The sequence below is a fragment of the Streptomyces violaceus genome (assembly GCF_036014075.1).
Classification (GTDB): Bacteria; Actinomycetota; Actinomycetes; order Streptomycetales; family Streptomycetaceae; genus Streptomyces; species Streptomyces violaceus.
Window position 1 is genome coordinate 7,003,245 of sequence record NZ_CP107911.1, and the last position, 14,040, is coordinate 7,017,284.

General features: G+C 73.5%; 13 protein-coding genes and 1 riboswitch. Of the genes, 1 reads left to right on the forward strand and 12 read right to left on the reverse strand.

What is annotated here, in order from left to right; all coding sequences use genetic code 11:
* Positions 1 to 83 precede the first annotated feature (83 nt).
* The 11 genes from cobC to OG542_RS31540 all read right to left on the reverse strand — a co-directional run bounded on the left by cobC (position 84) and on the right by OG542_RS31540 (position 12,608).
* Positions 84 to 1,139, reverse strand: coding sequence for an Rv2231c family pyridoxal phosphate-dependent protein CobC (gene cobC, locus OG542_RS31490; RefSeq protein ID WP_328415251.1), 1,056 nt, complete (start codon positions 1,137 to 1,139; stop codon positions 84 to 86).
* The gene (locus OG542_RS31495; protein ID WP_311124961.1) at positions 1,129 to 1,947 is read right to left on the reverse strand and encodes a sirohydrochlorin chelatase; all 819 of its coding nucleotides are present in this window, start codon (positions 1,945 to 1,947) and stop codon (positions 1,129 to 1,131) included. Before OG542_RS31495 ends, cobC begins: the two co-directional genes overlap by 11 nt.
* Positions 1,944 to 3,092 carry a cobalamin biosynthesis protein gene (locus tag OG542_RS31500; protein WP_328415253.1) on the reverse strand — a complete coding sequence of 383 codons (1,149 nt, stop codon included), beginning with the start codon at positions 3,090 to 3,092 and terminating at the stop codon, positions 1,944 to 1,946. Before OG542_RS31500 ends, OG542_RS31495 begins: the two co-directional genes overlap by 4 nt.
* On the reverse strand, positions 3,089 to 4,471 hold the full coding sequence (locus OG542_RS31505) for a cobyrinate a,c-diamide synthase (RefSeq protein ID WP_328415255.1): 1,383 nt from the start codon (positions 4,469 to 4,471) through the stop codon (positions 3,089 to 3,091). The genes OG542_RS31500 and OG542_RS31505 overlap by 4 nt, the downstream gene beginning before the upstream one ends.
* Entirely contained in the window at positions 4,471 to 5,070 is a 600-nt protein-coding gene (gene cobO, locus OG542_RS31510) for a cob(I)yrinic acid a,c-diamide adenosyltransferase (RefSeq protein WP_328415257.1), read from the reverse strand. The genes OG542_RS31505 and cobO overlap by 1 nt, the downstream gene beginning before the upstream one ends.
* A complete protein-coding gene (locus OG542_RS31515; RefSeq protein WP_328415259.1) occupies positions 5,070 to 7,097 on the reverse strand; it encodes a putative cobaltochelatase in 2,028 nt (675 codons plus the stop codon). Before OG542_RS31515 ends, cobO begins: the two co-directional genes overlap by 1 nt.
* 112 nt (positions 7,098 to 7,209) lie before the next feature.
* Positions 7,210 to 8,721 carry a cobyric acid synthase gene (locus OG542_RS31520; RefSeq protein ID WP_328415261.1) on the reverse strand — a complete coding sequence of 504 codons (1,512 nt, stop codon included), beginning with the start codon at positions 8,719 to 8,721 and terminating at the stop codon, positions 7,210 to 7,212.
* Entirely contained in the window at positions 8,718 to 9,659 is a 942-nt protein-coding gene (locus tag OG542_RS31525) for a cobalamin biosynthesis protein (protein ID WP_328415263.1), read from the reverse strand. The genes OG542_RS31520 and OG542_RS31525 overlap by 4 nt, the downstream gene beginning before the upstream one ends.
* A 101-nt stretch (positions 9,660 to 9,760) precedes the next feature.
* A riboswitch (cobalamin riboswitch) is annotated at positions 9,761 to 9,899 on the reverse strand.
* 312 nt (positions 9,900 to 10,211) lie between these two features.
* Positions 10,212 to 10,433 (reverse strand): hypothetical protein, encoded by a 222-nt coding sequence (locus tag OG542_RS31530; protein WP_184599685.1) that lies wholly within the window; start codon positions 10,431 to 10,433, stop codon positions 10,212 to 10,214.
* 35 nt (positions 10,434 to 10,468) lie between these two features.
* A complete protein-coding gene (locus OG542_RS31535) occupies positions 10,469 to 11,710 on the reverse strand; it encodes an inorganic phosphate transporter (RefSeq protein WP_328415265.1) in 1,242 nt (413 codons plus the stop codon).
* A 145-nt stretch (positions 11,711 to 11,855) separates the two neighbouring features.
* Positions 11,856 to 12,608 (reverse strand): lysozyme, encoded by a 753-nt coding sequence (locus OG542_RS31540; protein ID WP_328415267.1) that lies wholly within the window; start codon positions 12,606 to 12,608, stop codon positions 11,856 to 11,858.
* Between the two features lie 198 nt (positions 12,609 to 12,806).
* On the opposite strand from OG542_RS31540, the gene OG542_RS31545 reads away from it, so the two are divergent.
* Positions 12,807 to 13,538 carry a class II aldolase/adducin family protein gene (locus OG542_RS31545; protein ID WP_328415269.1) on the forward strand — a complete coding sequence of 244 codons (732 nt, stop codon included), beginning with the start codon at positions 12,807 to 12,809 and terminating at the stop codon, positions 13,536 to 13,538.
* A gap of 18 nt (positions 13,539 to 13,556) precedes the next feature.
* Here the strand turns inward: OG542_RS31545 and OG542_RS31550 are convergent, their stop codons facing one another.
* Complete coding sequence (locus OG542_RS31550) at positions 13,557 to 13,862, reverse strand: hypothetical protein (RefSeq protein WP_328415271.1); 306 nt, start codon at positions 13,860 to 13,862, stop codon at positions 13,557 to 13,559.
* Between the last annotated feature and the right edge of the window lie 178 nt (positions 13,863 to 14,040).

The window sequence follows — 14,040 nt, forward strand, 5'->3', positions numbered from 1 at the left end:
CGGCCGGCAGCTCGGCGAGCCCGACGGCGCCGACGCGCGGCCCGCCGGGAATCAGCGCACGGGGGCCCGCCCACGGTGAACCGTCAGCCCGTCACCGCGCGCTCCAGCGCCCGCAGAAACGCGTCCGTCGTCGTACGGTCCCGTACCGCCAGCCGCAGCCACTCCTCGTCCAGGCCGGGGAACGTGTCGCCGCGGCGCACGGCGTAGCCGAGGTCGCGCAGGCGTCGGCGGACGGCCGCCGCGTGCGGCAGGCGGACCAGGAGGAACGGGCCCTCCGCCGGCTCGGCCACCCGCAACCCCGCCGCGGCGAACCGCGCGAGGCCCGCCACCAGGTGGGCGCGGTCCGCCGCGACGCGATGGGCGGCGTGGGCCGCCTCGGCCACGCCCCGCGGTCCCACGCACGCCTGCGCCGCGGCCAGCGCCGGTGTCGACACCGGCCACAGCGGCTGCGCCCGCTCCAGGTCCTCGATGGTCTCCGGCGCGGCCAGCACGTACCCGATCCGCAGCCCGGCCAGCCCCCACGTCTTGGTCAGGCTGCGCAGCACCACCAGGCCCGGGACGTCGACGCGGCCCGCCAGGGCCTCGCGTTCGCCCGGCACCGCGTCCATGAACGCCTCGTCCACCACCAGCACCCGCCCGGGACGGGCGAGCCCGGCGATCGTCTCGGCCGGATGCAGCACCGACGTCGGGTTCGTCGGATTGCCGATCACCACCAGGTCCGCGTCCTCGGGAACGGCCGCCGGGTCCAGCCGGAAGCCGTCCCGCGCCCGCAGCAGCACCCGGCCGACCGTGTGCCCCGCGTCCCGCAGCGCCGCCTCCGGCTCCGTGAACTGCGGGTGGACGACGACCGGCCGCCGCACCTTCAACGCCCGTGCCAGCAGCACGAACGCCTCCGCCGCGCCCGCCGTCAGCAGCACCCGCTCCGCCGGCAGCCCGTGCCGCGCCGCCACCGCCGCGCGTGCGGCCCGCCCGTCGGGGTAGGCCGCGAGCCCGCCCAGCGACGCGGCGATGTGCTCCCGCAGCCACACCGGAGGCGTGTCGGCCCGGACGTTCACGGCGAGATCGACGAGCGAGCCGCCGTCGTCCCGGACCTCCGCGTCCCCGTGGTGCCGCAGATCGTGCCCGCTCTCAGTGCGCATGCGAGTCCGCCCCCTGGTGGAAGTGCCCGGGCGCGTGATGGCCCCTGACGGCCTCCTCGTACCGCTCCCACACCAGGTCCAGCAGCTCCGGCTCCGGACCGATGACGCCGGCCGAGCGCACCTCGACCTCGGGGTGCGCCTCCGCCCAGCCCTCCGTCGCCTGCCGCACCCGGTCCGGCTGGACGCCGGTGAACAGGAAGTACGGCAGGACCACGATCCGCCGGGCCCCCAGCCGTACGCACCGGTCGAGCCCGTTCGGCACGTCCGGCGCCGCCAGCGACGCGAACGCCGTCTCGACCCCCGCGTACCCGCGGCCCTCCCACAGCAGCCGCGCCGCCCTGTGCACCTCGGCGTTGGCGTCCGGGTCCGTGGACCCGGGCCCCACCAGCAGCACCGTCACATCGGCCCGGTCGCCCGGCCTGCGCCCCGCGGTGCCGCCCAGCGCCTCGTCCAGCCGCCGTTCCAGCACGTCCAGCAGCGCCGGATGCGGGCCGAGCGAGGGCCCGTACGTGTACGAGATCCCGGGGTGGCGCTCCTTCTCACGGGCCAGGACCGCCCGGATGCCGCCCTTGGTGTGACCGGCGGGCACCAGCATCAGCGGAACGGCGGTGAAGTGTCGTACGCCCCGTTCCACCAGCTCGGTGACGGCGTCGCCCAGCGGCGGCCGCGACAGCTCGACGAAGCCGCCCGCGACGGGCAGTTCGGGGCGCCGGGCCCCCAGCTTCCGTACGAACTCGCAAAACGCCTCGGATCCGGTGTCGTCGCGGGTGCCTTGGCCGGCGATGAGCAGGGCGGGAGGGGTGGTCACAGGTGCTCCTCGGCGGAAGTGGAGTGGTACGGCGGGACGTTGAGCACGGCCTCGGACCCGGCCGGACGGGTCGGGCCGGGACCCGGCTCGGCGCCCTGCGGGCGACGGACGGTCTCGCGGCACGTGATGGCCACCGGGGCCGTCTCGATGTCGCGTGAGGTGTCAGGGCGGGCGCCCGGCCGGAGCCCGTCCACCCCCGGCCGCCGCACGACGGCACAGGTCGCCCTCGCCGGGCTCGCGGCCGACTTCCGCTTGGGGACGAGGATTTCACCCCCGCCGGCGAGCGCGGCGGCCTCGGCCACCGACGGGGTGCCGACGGCGGCGAGCGGCGCGTCGGACGGGCTCGGCACCTCGACCTCCGCCAACTGCCCGGCGGAGTACGTCACCAGGGGCACCCCGAGCCGCCGCGCGGCCTCGACGACGCCCGGCTCCTCGGCCTTGGTGTCGACGGTGGCGAGCTCGGCGACGGATGCCGCGGACAGCCCGGCCTCCCGCAGGGTGTCCTCGACGAGTCCGAGCACCTCCTCGACGGGGGCGCCCTGCGACGCCCCGACCCCGACGACCAGGGACGGGGGCCGCAGCACCACCTCGCGCTCGGCCGCTTCCGGCAGCGGCGGCAGTGGCCAGGCCGTCTCGGCCCGCGGTGCCACCTCCTCGCCGTCCGGCAACGGCCGTGACACCCCGGCGACCTCGCCGGCCGGCCCCCGCGGCGCCACCACGCCCGACCGGGCCGCGAACTCCTGCACGGCGGTGATCCCGGGCACGGTCTCCACGGCCACCCCGGGCACCGACTCGGCGACGGTCCGCGCGAGATACGCGAAGGCCGAGTGCACGTGGGGATCGCCGACGGCCGCGAAGGCGACACGGCCGCGATTCCCCAGCAGCCCGGCCACCCGGTTCCCGGCCGCCGCCCACGCCGCCTCACGCCGCGCCCGGCCGCTCCGCTCGTCGAGTGCGAGCACGACCCGGACGACCTTCTCCTCGGGCACGTAGTGCACCACGGTCGCCTCGGCCCGCCCGCCCGCCCCGGTGTCCGGCACGGGCACGACGACGACGTCCGCCTCCCGCAGGGCGTTCACACCCCTCACCGTCACCAGCTCCGGGTCACCGGGCCCGACCCCGACGCCGACCAGCGTGCCGCTCATGACGTCCGGCACCTCTCCACGAACCGGAGGGCGACACCGGGCTCGGACGCCCAGTGCGTGTGCAGATAACTCGCGTGCACACCGCGCCGCACGAACCCTTCGACCCGCCGCTCCGGGGACCGGAACCCCCAGGCGGGATCCGGCCCCGAGCCGGGCTCCACGGCGGTCCGGTGGAACTCGTGCCCCCGCATCCGTGCCCCCGCCGCCGCGAGCACGCTGTCGCCCACCGCCACGGCGTCCCGGTACCCCAGGGTGAGCCGCTGCGTCATCCGCGCCCCGGCGTCCAGCACCCCGCACATCGGCTGCCCGTCCAGCTCCCGGCACAGATACAGCAGCCCCGCACACTCGGCGGCGACCGGGGCGCCGCTCTCGGCCAGTCCGGCGACGGCCTTGCGCAGGGGTTCATTGGCCGACAGCTCGGAGACGTACATCTCCGGGAACCCGCCCCCGATCACCAACCCGCTCGTTCCTTCGGGCAGTTCCTCGTCCCGCAGGGGATCGAAGGGCACGACCTCGGCGCCGGCGGCGGTGAGCAGCTCGGTGTGCTCGGCGTAGGAGAAGGTGAACGCCTCACCGCCGGCCACGGCAACCCGTGGCCGGGGTCTGGCGTGCGACCGCGTCGGCCGGCCGGTGGGCGAGGAGACCGCCTCGGCCGCGTCCCAGGCCGCGCAGGACAACGCGCCCGCCCCCCGGGCCAGCCGCGTCAACGCGTCCAGATCGCACCCCTCGGAAACCTGCGCGGCCATGGCCGCGACAGCCCCCAGGGCCTCCTCGCGCCGCTCGGCGACCGGCACCAACCCCAGATGCCGCGACGGCGTGTCCACCTGCGGCGCCCGCCGCAGCACCCCGAGCACCGGCACCCCGACCTGCTCCATGGCCTCCCGCAGCAGCCACTCGTGCCGGTCCGAGGCGACCTTGTTCAGAATCACGCCCCCGACCCGCACCTCGGGATCCCAGGAGGTGAACCCGTGCACCAGCGCCGCCACCGACCGGGACTGCGACGACGCGTCGACGACCAGCACCACCGGCGCCCGCAGCAACTTGGCGACATGAGCCGTGGACGCCAGCTCGCCCTCACCGGCCGCCCCGTCGAACAGCCCCATCACGCCCTCGACGACGGCGATGTCACACCCCCGCGCCCCGTGCAGGAACAACGGCCCGACCAGCTCCGGTCCGCACAGGTAGGCGTCGAGGTTCCGTCCCACGCGTCCGCTCGCGAGCGCGTGATACCCGGGGTCGATGTAGTCCGGCCCGACCTTGTGCGGGGACACGGCGAGTCCCCGCGCGGCGAACGCGGCCATCAGACCCGTGGCAACGGTGGTCTTGCCGCTGCCGGAAGCGGGCGCGGCGATGACCAGCCGAGGGACGGACGAGGACATCACCACTCGATGCCCCTCTGCCCCTTCTGCCCGGTGTCCATGGGGTGCTTCACCTTGGACATGTCGGTCACGAGGTCCGCGAAGTCGACGAGCTTCTCGGGCGCGTTACGCCCGGTGATCACGACATGCTGGGTCCCGGGCCGGTTCCGCAGCACCTCCACGACGTCGTCGGTGTCGATCCAGCCCCAGTGCAGGGGGTACGCGAACTCGTCCAGCACATACAGCTTGTACGTCTCCGCCGCCAGGTCCCGCTTGACCTGCTCCCAGCCCTCCCGGGCCTTCTCCTCGTTGTCCATCTGCCCGTCGCGCTGCACCCACGACCAGCCCTCGCCCATCTTGTGCCAGTCGACGGACCCGCCCTCATCGGACGCCCCGAGCACGCGCAGCGCGTTCTCCTCGCCGACCTTCCACTTCGCCGACTTGACGAACTGGAACACCCCGATCGGCCACCCCTGGTTCCAGGCCCGCAGCGCGAGCCCGAAGGCGGCGGTGGACTTGCCCTTGCCGACGCCCGTGTGCACGAAGACGAGCGGCCGGTTCCGGCGCTGTCGGGTCGTCAGACCATCGTCCGGAACGACACTCGGCTGTCCCTGCGGCATTACGCGGCCCTCCTCGAAGTACCCTGCACATCCTTGACCAGACCGGCGATCGAGTCGGCCCGCAGCTCGTCCAGCGTCACGGCGGTGCCGCCCAGCTCACCCGCGAGCTGCCCGGCGAGCCCCAGCCGCACCGGACCCGACTCGCAGTCCACGACGACGGACGCGACGCCCTCGGCCGCGAACAGCCGCGCCGCACGCCCGGCCAGGGCGACCGGCTCCGGGCCCCCGGTGGCCCGCCCGTCCGTCACCACCACGACCAGCGGCCGCCGCGCGGGATCGCGCAGCCGCTCCACCCGCAGCACGTCGTGCGCGCGCAGCAGCCCGGCGGACAGCGGCGTACGGCCGCCGGTCGGCAGCGACTCCAGCCGGGCCGCCGCCGCGTCCACGGACGAGGTCGGCGGCAGCGCGACCTCCGCGCCCGACCCCCGGAACGTCACCAGACCCACCTTGTCCCGCCGCTGGTACGCGTCCAGCAACAGCGACAGCACGGCCCCCTTCACCGCGCTCATCCGCTGCCGCGCCGCCATCGACCCGGAGGCGTCCACGACGAACAGCACGAGATTGCCCTCGCGGCCCTCGCGGGTGGCCTGCCGCAGGTCGTCGCGGCGCACCACGAGTCCCGGCCCGGACCGACCGCGCGCCCGCTGGTGCGGGGCCGCGGCCTGCACGGTCGCCGCCAGGTGCAGCTTGGTGAGGGTGTTCTTCGGGCGCCGGGCACCCGTGGTCCGGCCGTGTTCGGTCCGTGCCCGCGAACGCCGCCCGGCGGCACCCTCGCCGAGTCCCGGCACGCTCAGCACCTTGGTCCGGAAGGGTTCGGAGGCGCGTGCGGCCGACTGTTCGCCGGCTCCCGACGGCTGCGGCTGCGGCTGCCCGTCCTGCTCGGCCTCCGGCCGGGCCTCCTGGTCACCGCCCTGAGGTCCGTCCTCGGGCGCCGGCTGTCCACCGCCCTCACCGGGCCCGTCCGGCCCCGAGTCCGGCCCCGAGTCCGGGTCGGGGTCCGGGTCCGGGTCGTCGTCCCCGGAGAACTCCTCCAGGGTCTCGTCCAGCTTGTCCTCGTCAAGACCCGGCGCGTCGAAGGGGTTGCGGCGCCGGCGGTGCGGCAGCGCGAGCAGCGCGGCCTGCCGTACGTCCTCGGCGAGCACGTCCGTACGCCCGGCCCAGGCCGCCAGCGCCGTAGCGGTCCGGGCCATCACGATGTCGGCGCGCATGCCGTCCACCTCGAAGGCCGCACAGGTCGCCGCGATCTGCCGCAGCGCGTCGTCGCCCAGCCGCACCGACGGCAGCAGTTTCTTCGCGGCCACGATCCGGGCCCGTACGTCGGCCTCCTCCTCGGCCCAGCGGGCGGCGAACCCGGCCGGGTCGTCGTCGTACGCCAGCCGCCGTCGTACGACCTCGACCCGCTGCTCGGGCTCCCGCGAGGCCGCGACCTCGACGGTCAGCCCGAACCGGTCGAGCAACTGCGGCCGCAGCTCGCCCTCTTCGGGGTTCATGGTGCCGACGAGCAGGAAACGGGCGGCGTGCCGCACGGAGACGCCCTCGCGTTCCACATATGAGGCGCCCATCGCGGCCGCGTCGAGCAGCAGGTCGACCAGGTGGTCGTGGAGGAGGTTGACCTCGTCGACGTAGAGGATGCCGCGGTGCGCGTCGGCGAGCAGGCCGGGCTCGAAGGCCTTCACGCCCTCGGACAGCGCCCGTTCGATGTCCAGCGCGCCCACCAGCCGGTCCTCGGAGGCGCCGACGGGCAGCTCGACCATGCGGGCCGGCCGGGAGGCGAAGCCCCCCGGCTCGTGCGGCCCGTCCGGGCAGCCGGGGTCGGGGGAGCCGGGGTCGCAGGAGAAGCGGCACTCGGAGACGACGTCCACCTCCGGCATGAGCGCCGACAGCGCCCGCACGGCCGTCGACTTGGCCGTGCCCTTCTCACCGCGCACCAGCACACCGCCGACCGCCGGTGACACGGCGTTCAGCAGCAGCGCGAGCCGCAGATCGTCCTGGCCGACCACGGCCGTGAACGGAAAGGGGGTGGTCACTTTTCGTCGTCCTCCAAGTCGCCTTCGAGTTGCGGATGGATCAGGCAGCCGGTCCAGCGTCTCAGGTGGCCCGCTGTCGCCGTGCCGGCGGTCCACACCACCGCCACGGTCCTCATGCGGGCGCTCCCGGCGGGACGAAGGGCAGTCCCGGCGGCGCGCCGGACTCGATGAGCCGCCACAGCGCCTCCGTGTCCGCGTGCTCTTCGATCAGGTCGCCGAGCCGGTCGAGCTGCTCCTCGCGCAGCGCGGCGAACGAGGTGTCCGGCGCCGGTACGAAGCGGCGGCCGGCGGCGGCCGCCACCTCGCGCAGGAAGGCGCGCCGGAATCCGTCCGACTCCAGCGAGCCGTGCCAGTGCGTGCCCCAGGTCTGGCCGACCCGGCAGCCGTCAAGGAAGGGATCGCCGCCGATGACTTCGGCGACCCCGTGGTGGATCTCGTAGCCCTCGACGTGCTCCCCGAGGGCCTCGCCCGCCGGCCGGGTGAGGGTCTTCTCGCGGGCGAACCGCACCCGCACGGGCAGGATTCCCAGCCCATCGACCTGGCCCCTGCGGCTCTCGACGTCGTCCTCGATGTGCTCGCCGAGGATCTGGAAGCCGCCGCAGATGCCGAGGACGGGCCGCCGCTCGGCGGCCCTGCGCAACAGCGCGTCTGCCAGCCCGCGCTCCCGGAGCCACTCCAGGGCACGGACGGTCCCCCGGGTCCCCGGCACGATGACGAGGTCGGCGTCGGCCAGTTCCTCGGGCCGGTCCACGAACCGCACGACGACACCGGGCTCGGCGGCCAGCGCGTCGACATCCGTGAAGTTGGACATGAGAGGGACCGCGCAGACGGCGACACGCAGCACGTCCTCGCCGACGGGCGGGGCGACGACGGACTCCCGGACCGTCCCCCGCAGGGAGACGCGCAGCCCGTCCTCCTCGTCGATCCCGAGCCCGTGCCGGAAGGGCAGAACGCCGTACGTGTGCCGCCCGGTGAGGCCGTGGAGCATGTCGAGCCCCGGCTCCAGCAGGGAGACGTCCCCGCGGAACTTGTTCACGAGGAACCCGGCGACACACTCCTGGTCCTCGCGCGACAACAGGGCGACGGTCCCGAAGAACGAGGCGAAGATCCCGCCCCGGTCGATGTCGCCGACGACGAGCACGGGGAGCCCGGCGTTGCGGGCGATCCCCATGTTGACGATGTCCGTCCGCCGCAGATTGATCTCGGCCGGCGAACCGGCCCCCTCACAGATCACCGCGTCATACGTGCCCCGCAACCGCTCCAGGCAGTCCAGCACCGTCCCGAGCAGCCTCTGCTGCCGCCCCCCGTGGTACCCGCGCGCGCTGAGTTCCCCGACCGGCTTGCCCAGCAGCACGACCTGACTGCTCTGCTCGCCGCCGGGCTTGAGCAGCACGGGATTCATCAGCGCGGTCGGCTCCACACGGCACGCCTGCGCCTGCATGGCCTGCGCCCGCCCGATCTCGGCGCCTTCCCGCGTCACGAACGAATTGAGGGACATGTTCTGCGCCTTGAAGGGCGCGACCTTGACGCCCTGCCGCACCAGCCACCGGCAGATCCCGGCGGTCACGACGCTCTTGCCGGCGTCGGAGGTGGTGCCGGCGACGAGAAGCCCACCGCCCGTCATGACGTACGCCCCTTCACGATGTGGCGCGCGGCGACACAGACGCCGAGCGCGAGCCAGCCGATACGCCTGGACAGCCGTACGGCCCGTTCGATGTCCCGGGTGCCGACGCCGCGCCCCGCGCCGTTGAGGACGGGCCGGTGCTCGACCCGCCCGCCGTAGGACAGGGTCCCGCCCAGCCGCACCCCGAGCGTCCCCGCGAACGAGGCCTCCACGGGCCCGGCGTTGGGACTCGGATGCTTGGCGGCATCGGCACGCCAGGCCGTCACGGCTCCCCGCGGATCGCCCCCGGCCACGGCCGCGAGCACGGCGGTCAGCCGGGCCCCCGGCCACCCCACGACATCGTCCAGCCGCGCGGAGGCCCACCCGTATCGCCGGTACCGCGCCGACTTGTGCCCGACCATGGCGTCGAGGGTGTTGACGGCCCGGAACCCGAGAAGCCCCGGCACGCCGCCCATGGCCCCCCACACGAGCGCCCCCACGACGGCGTCGGAGGTGTTCTCCGCGACGGACTCGACGACGGCCCGGGCGATCCCGTCGGCGTCCAGGGCCTGCGGATCCCGTCCGCACAGATGCGGCAGCCGCGCACGGGCCGCGTCGACGTCCCCGGCCTCCAGGGCACGCCCGATGGCCCGCGCCTCCCTGGCGAGCGAAGTCCCCCCGACGACGGCCCAGGTGGCGACACCGGTCAGCCCGACCGACGCGACAGCGGAGGTACGCACGGCACGCGCGGCGACGGCCCCCAGCGCGACGGCCCCGCCCGCACACACCACGGTGTGCAGCGCGCCCCACCCCCGGTGGTCCCGCCACAACACCCGTTCCACAACACCCGCGGCCCGCCCGAACGCGGCGACCGGATGCCCCCGGCGAGGATCACCGAGCAGCAGGTCACCGATCAGACCGACGGCGGCACCGTACGCGTGGACGCGACCGGCACCCATGGGCTCAGCCGGCCACGGGGGCGGGCAACGGTGGGGTACTGACCCTCGATCGGCAGCCGAACATGGCGATATGTCCTCACTCAGGGTGTCCACGCCCTGGTTCGACGAGACCGGCGGTGAGAGTTCCTGGCTCCCGGTGATTGATATCCCGGTGACAGTGGCGGGACCGCGCCGGACTTCCACCGGCTTCCTCTCCTGCCGCCGTATTGGCCCCGGCAGTCCACCACGGCCGCGAACAACCGTCAACTTGCCGTTGACCTGCGAGGGGAGAGTGTGGACAAGCCCACACCGCTGGCACGACGCTCCGCTCCCGGGGACCGGCTCGGGGTGAATTCCCCTGTGCGGGGAACGTTCCTCCGCCCCGCTTGCGGGTGCCCAGGAGACGGGCATCCTGTACAAGCCAACGGCGACCTCGGCCTGACGCGACATCAACTCATCGTCGAGCGAGCCGACGAGAGAGCCGGGGCGACGCTGGAGTCCCCATGCCCATGAAACGCAGCAGGGCGGGTGCGGAACCAGGTCCCGTACCCGCCCGGCGGAATCGGCCGTGGATCAGGCCACGATCAGATAGATCCCATACCCCACAGCCGCCGCACACGCCGCGAAGCACGCATACGCCCCCGTCACCGCAAGCCCCGCCGACCCGCCCGCCGCCACCGCCCGCTCGCGGCGCGACAGGCCGGTGATGCCGAGGGTGAACAGGCCGACGAGGGTCACGGTGGCCACGAGGCTGACGCCGAAGACGGAGCCGAGGGTCGCCCAGTCGATCTTCATCTCAGAGATTCTTCCTTGTCACCGGGTGGGCGGGATCAGACCGGGGTGGTCGTGGTGGAGGGCTTCCGATCGGCCGCGGCCTGGGCCGGGATCGTGGCGGCCAGTTCCTCGGACGGGCCCGCCGGAGGCGGCGTCACCGCGGCGATCGCGGTGGTGACGACACCGGCCGGCTCTTCCTCGACCTCGTTGACGTTCGTGTGGTCGACGACCTCACGGCGCGACAGCTTCCAGATCACCGCGCTGGAGGCGACCAGGAAGATCGCCACGACCGCAGTACCCCAGTTCCCGAAGCCGGTCACGTACTCGGCGAGCGCGCCCACCAGGGCCGCCGCCGGCAGCGTCAGACCCCAGGCGACGAACATCCGGGTCGCCGTCGACCAGCGGACCACGCCGCCCTTGCGGCCGAGCCCCGCGCCCATCACCGCGCCGGACACGGAGTGGGTGGTGGAGAGGGAGAAGCCGAGGTGCGAGGAGGCCAGGATGACCGTCGCCGCGCTGGTCTGGGCGGCGAAGCCCTGCTGCGGCTGGAGGTCGGTCAGGCCCTTGCCCATGGTGCGGATGATGCGCCAGCCGCCGAGGTAGGTGCCCAGTGCGATGGCGATACCCGCCGAGAGGATGACCCACATGGGCGGGTCGGAGTCGGGGGCGACGGCGCCGCCGGCGACCAGGGCGAGGGTGATGACACCCATCGTCTTCTGGGCGTCGTTGGTGCCGTGGGCCAGCGAGACCAGGCCCGCGGAGGCGATCTGGCCGGCCCGGTAGCCCTTCTTGGAGGCGTCGCCGTCGGCCTTCTTGCCGAGGGAGTACGTCAGCCGGGTGGCGAGCAGCGCGGCGATGCCCGCGACCAGGGGGGCGGCGATCGCCGGGATCAGCACCTTGGTGACCAGGACGTCTCCGTGCACCGCGCCGACGCCCGCTGAGGCGATCGTCGCGCCGATCAGGCCGCCCATCAGGGCGTGCGACGAACTGGACGGCAGACCGACGAGCCAGGTCAGCAGGTTCCAGAGGATCGCGCCGACCAGGGCGGCGAAGATGACCTCGGGACGGATGCCGGCCTCGTCGACGAGGCCTTTGGAGATCGTGTTCGCGACTTCGACGGACAGGAAGGCACCGACCAGGTTGAGGACCGCGGACATGGCCACCGCGATCTTCGGTCTCATGGCGCCCGTGGAAATGGTCGTGGCCATCGCGTTCGCGGTGTCGTGGAAACCGTTCGTGAAATCGAACGCAAGTGCGGTTACCACCACAATCGCGAGGATCAGCGAGAAGCTTTCCATTTACCCAGGCAATCGTTCGGCGTCGTTGGCGAGTCGAACGTAGGTAACCCGAGTGAACGGAAGATGAACTGGGAGGGGCGCAGGGGTGTCCGCGACAGAGGAGTGTCATTCCGCCCTGGTGCAGCTGCCCTTGCGCCCCAAACGATCAAGTGCCCCTTGCCAACTGTTTCAGTCGATCGAGTGACCCGTCGAAGAGATTCTGATCACCTGGCAGGGTGCCGTCGCCGTTGTCGTACTGCCAGAAGGTCCAGGAGGACCAGCCGGCCGGCAGCGGCCCCGCGCTCGCCGCGTCGTAGCGGGCGACCCACAGGTGGTGATTCCCGGCGAAGGCGCGGCTGTTGCCCGTGCACGTGTTCCACCAGTGGGTGGTCGTGTAGATCACCGGGCGGCGGCCGGTGAGCCGCTTGACCTCGCCACTGAACGACTTGATCCAGCTGACCATCCTGGCCTTGCTCAGGCCGTAGCACTTGTGCTTCTTGTCGTACGGGTTGTACTCGATGTCGAGCGCGGGCGGCAGCGTCCAGCCGTCCGCGGTCCAGCCGCCGCCGTTGCGTACGAAGTGGGCCGCCTGTGCCTGCCCCGACGACCTGTTCGGCAGTGCGAAGTGGTAGGCGCCGCGGACGAGGCCCGCCGCGCGTGAGCCGTTGTACTGCCGGCTGAAGTAGGGGTTGCGGTAGGTGGTGGACTCGGTCGCCTTGACGTAGACGAATCTGGCGCCCCTCGCCTTCGCGCTCCGCCAGTCGACGTTCTTCTGGTGGGACGAGACGTCGTGCCCCTTCGGGCGGCTCGCCGCCGCGGCCGGAAACTCCGCGAGCGAGGTTCCTCCCAGCGCGAGTGCCGCCGCGGAGGCCGCGAGTAATCGGCCGCGGCGGCGGGTCGGTATGTGATCACGGGCCATGTGATTCCCCCCGGAATGGCTACGTGCACGGCAAATCCCCCAGAGAGTACTGGGAGACCGCTGAATGCCCGATGATCTCCGGCCAAGAGAGATCAGTGACGTGTTTATGCTGGTATGCGACCTTACGGATGCTCGGTTTCCGGCCTAAAGTGCCCCCGCCCGGCGGCGCGTTGAAGGACCGCCTGGCAGGATCGCCGCATGGCTGAGCAGCGAGGCGACGAGCGGGACACGGAGGACGTCCGAGGCGGCGGACAGGATGCGGGGGAGTCACGGCGGAGCGGTGTGCGCCCCGAGGAGGCGCGCGCCTGGGAGGACCTAGTCGCGACGGCCCGCCGGACGGTTACCGAAGGGCTCGTCGTCGGAACGTCCGGCAATGTCTCGGTGCGCGTCGGGGACATCGTCCTGGTCACGCCGTCCGGCGTGCCCTACGACCGGCTGGCGCCCGACGACGTGACCGGGGTCGGCCTCGACGGCCGACAGGTTCTCGGCGCGCTCGTCCCCACCAGCGAGCTGCCCATGCACCTCGCCGTCTACCGCACGACCGGCGCCCGCGCCGTCGTCCACACCCACGCCGTGCACGCGACGGCCGTCTCGACGCTCGTGAGCGAGCTCCCGCTGATCCACTACATGGCCGCCGCGCTCGGCGGACCGGTCCGGGTTGCCCCGTATGCCACCTACGGCAGCGACGAGTTGGCCGAGAACATGCTTAGCGCCCTCGCCGACCGCTCCGGCTGCCTCCTCCAAAACCACGGCACGATCACCTACGGCGCGACACTGGACCAGGCCTACGACCGCACCGCCCAGCTGGAATGGATGTGCCGGCTGTGGCTGACCGCCGCATCGGTCCCGGGCCTGTCCCCGAGCCTGCTGTCCACGGAACAGCTGGCGGAGGTGGAGGACCGGCTACGGGGGTACGGCCAGCGCCGCTGACCCCTCCGCCCCGGGACATCACCGCACCGGTGCCGCGAGACTCGCCCTTCTGGCAGCCTCCTGCACCGCCGTCCCTGGCCGCCCGCCGCTCGCGCCGCCGCCCTGGGTACGGAGGCCATGGTCGAGCGCCCGCACCCGGCCCTTCGGGCGCCGCCGCCACGCCACCGACAGCCGGCACCTCGCCCTGCGATCACGGCCGTCTCCGTCGGGCGCCGCTATGCCGTCCTGTGGGGCGCCCCCGTCTCCGTCGTCCTGTGGGGCGTAGCCGCCTTCCTCGGGCGCCGCTATGCCGTCCTGTGGGGTGCAGCCGTCTCCGTCGGCCACCGGCATCCCGTCCTGCCAGGCACAGCCACCCCACCCCGCCGACCACCCCACCCCGCCGACCACCCCACCCCGCCGACCACCCCACCCCGCCGACCGCCCGAGCCCCGCCCGCCAGGTAACAGCCACCCCGCCGATCACCCGCGCCCCCGGCGCTCGTCACCCCACCGCCCCCGCCCAC

Bases quoted from the DNA above. Each gene is read 5' to 3' on its own strand.
- cobC (WP_328415251.1), bottom strand. From the start codon at position 1,139: ATGCGCACTGAGAGCGGGCACGATCTGCGGCACCACGGGGACGCGGAG.
- OG542_RS31500 (WP_328415253.1), bottom strand. From the start codon at position 3,092: ATGAGCGGCACGCTGGTCGGCGTCGGGGTCGGGCCCGGTGACCCGGAG.
- OG542_RS31505 (WP_328415255.1), bottom strand. From the start codon at position 4,471: ATGTCCTCGTCCGTCCCTCGGCTGGTCATCGCCGCGCCCGCTTCCGGC.
- cobO (WP_328415257.1), bottom strand. From the start codon at position 5,070: ATGCCGCAGGGACAGCCGAGTGTCGTTCCGGACGATGGTCTGACGACC.
- OG542_RS31520 (WP_328415261.1), bottom strand. From the start codon at position 8,721: ATGACGGGCGGTGGGCTTCTCGTCGCCGGCACCACCTCCGACGCCGGC.
- OG542_RS31525 (WP_328415263.1), bottom strand. From the start codon at position 9,659: ATGGGTGCCGGTCGCGTCCACGCGTACGGTGCCGCCGTCGGTCTGATC.
- OG542_RS31530 (WP_184599685.1), bottom strand. From the start codon at position 10,433: ATGAAGATCGACTGGGCGACCCTCGGCTCCGTCTTCGGCGTCAGCCTC.
- OG542_RS31535 (WP_328415265.1), bottom strand. From the start codon at position 11,710: ATGGAAAGCTTCTCGCTGATCCTCGCGATTGTGGTGGTAACCGCACTT.
- OG542_RS31540 (WP_328415267.1), bottom strand. From the start codon at position 12,608: ATGGCCCGTGATCACATACCGACCCGCCGCCGCGGCCGATTACTCGCG.
- OG542_RS31545 (WP_328415269.1), top strand. From the start codon at position 12,807: ATGGCTGAGCAGCGAGGCGACGAGCGGGACACGGAGGACGTCCGAGGC.